This is a genomic window from Mesotoga sp. HF07.pep.5.2.highcov (genome assembly GCF_003666285.1).
Classification (GTDB): domain Bacteria; phylum Thermotogota; class Thermotogae; order Petrotogales; family Kosmotogaceae; genus Mesotoga; species Mesotoga prima.
Map to the genome: position 1 here is coordinate 1 of NZ_JFHJ01000551.1, position 2230 is coordinate 2230.

General features: G+C 47.0%; 2 protein-coding genes. Both read right to left on the reverse strand.

Translation table 11 applies throughout. The features are described from left to right. Positions 1–24: 24 nt before the first annotated feature. On the reverse strand, positions 25–780 hold the full coding sequence (locus BG32_RS11675; protein WP_121526862.1) for an IclR family transcriptional regulator: 756 nt from the start codon (positions 778–780) through the stop codon (positions 25–27). A gap of 26 nt (positions 781–806) precedes the next feature. Beyond that, positions 807–2102, reverse strand: coding sequence for a TRAP transporter large permease (locus tag BG32_RS11680; protein ID WP_121526863.1), 1296 nt, complete (start codon positions 2100–2102; stop codon positions 807–809). Positions 2103–2230: the final 128 nt, after the last annotated feature.

Below are 2230 nucleotides of genomic sequence, written 5' to 3' on the forward strand. Positions count from 1 at the left end.
TAGATTTAATTATGATGCATTGCCTCATTGCTGTAATCCATGCCCAAGTGCAGAAGAGATTCTTGACACAACCTTCTTGAGGAGATCGGAGAATTTTTTCATGACCTCCTCTTCCATCCGGAATATTGGACCGGATATGCTTACCGATGCGACGACCATGCCGGATGAGTCGAATATCGGAGCTCCAACACATGCTACACCGTCTTCGTTCTCCCCCCTATCGAAAGCTGTCCCTCTTGATCTTATCCTTTCCAGCTCCTCCCTTAGCTTTGCTTTGTCTGTTATTGTCTTCGAAGTCTGGGGAACAAGGTCAAGAACGTCAATAAGCTGTTCGCGATCAACCTCGGGAAGAAAGGCAAGTATCGCCTTCCCCACAGCAGTACAGTAGAGAGGGGCCCGTCTTCCTATGTATAACTTTGTGTGAAGAGATTTGAAGCTTTCGAAGCCTTCAATCGAGACAACCTCCGTTCCGTCGAGTATGCCCATGTGTATCGTTTCTCCAGTCTGAAGGTGGAGTTTCTCCATTTCGGCAAAGGCCACATCCTTAAGCCTCATAGAAGAGAGATAAAGACTTCCCAGCTCAAAAAGCTTTATCCCTATCCTGTATGTAGAAGTCAGGCTGTCCTTTTCGAGAACGTGTTCTTCACAAAGGGCCTCCGTGATTCGATACACGGTCGCCTTGGGCAAACCGCTCTTTTTCGTCAGATCGTCAAGACTCAATCTTGATTCTTCAAGACTGAATGAACTGACGATTTTGACGATCCTTTCAACACTCTGCATTTAGATCCCTCAACTATGATCTGACCTTAATGCGCATACCCCAGCAATCTTGGCAGCCACAAAACGAAATCAGACCAGTAAGTAATGATTACAAGTCCCATAACTTCTATCGGTATCCAGTATTTTAGCATCTCTCTAAAAACCTTTCCGACGGGAGTCTTGCTTATTGCGCTTGTTATGAACCCGGTCTGCCCGTAAGGAGGCGTATCCAGCGCAAGCATAAGGTTGAAAGTGGTTACGATTCCGAAGTGAACGGGGTCGATCCCCACCGCCCTCACAAGTGGAAAGACTATCGGTATTACAACCAGCTGTATGACGGATACGTCGAAGAACATTCCAAGTATGAAGAAGAGAACGTTCACACTCAGAAGCAGCACCCAGGCACTGGAAAGAAGCCCCAAATCCATAAATGCGTTTGTCAGCAACAGAGGGATCTCTTCTCTGGCAAGCACATATTTCACAACGAAGGCACCGGCAATCATGAAGCTTATTGCGCCAACGTTGTAAACTGTCTTTAGCATTATCTTCCGTAGCTTCTTCAGTCCAAGCGTTCGATAAATGAAGATGCTTACCAGTATCGAATACGCAGCGAGGACCGCAGCAGATTCCGTTGGAGTGAATATTCCCCCGTAGATCCCGGCCAGAAGAATAATCGGAGCCATTAAGGCGGGAAAGGATCTAATGAAACTCTTAGCTAGTACTTTCAGCGGATATCTCTTTCCTACCGGATAGTCTCTCTTCTTCGAAAGGTAGAAGGCCATACCGGCCTCTAGAAAACCTAGAAAGAGCCCAGGAACAATCCCTGCAAGAAACAAGTACCCCAGCGAGGTTCCTGTCAGCATTGCATAGATTACCATTGGGATGCTGGGAGGAATAAGCGGAGAAATCGTTGCCGAAGCGCACGTAACCGCACAGGCAAAGGGGCCGTCGTAACCGTCATCCATCATAGCCTTTATCTCTATTGTCCCAAGTCCAGATACGTCGGCTATTTCCGAACCGCTCATGCCGGCGAAAATGATGCTGGCTCCTATATTTGCATATGCAAGACCGCCACGCATGCCACCCAGAAGCTGTTTCAAGAAGCCGAAAAGCCTGTCGGTTATCTCGGTATCGTTCATCACGTTTGCAGCAAATATGAACATCGGAACTGCCAACAAGACATCCTGAGCTCTCAATTCTATTGCCATTATGTCAAGAAAGATTCCCAGATCCATTCCGGAAGTGACAAAGTAGGCGAAACCGCCCATTATCATTCCAAATGCAATGGGGTATCCCAGGGCAAAGGCAGCACCGAATACTATGAAAAAGAGTATCAATCCCATGGTTCGACCTCCTTGGGAAAGATTCTTCCGGAGAAGAGTTCTATGAAGCTCTTCACTATCCAGATTACGTTGTGAATGAACGTCAATGCCATGAAAATTGGAAAGCACATGAAGAGATATGTCCAGGG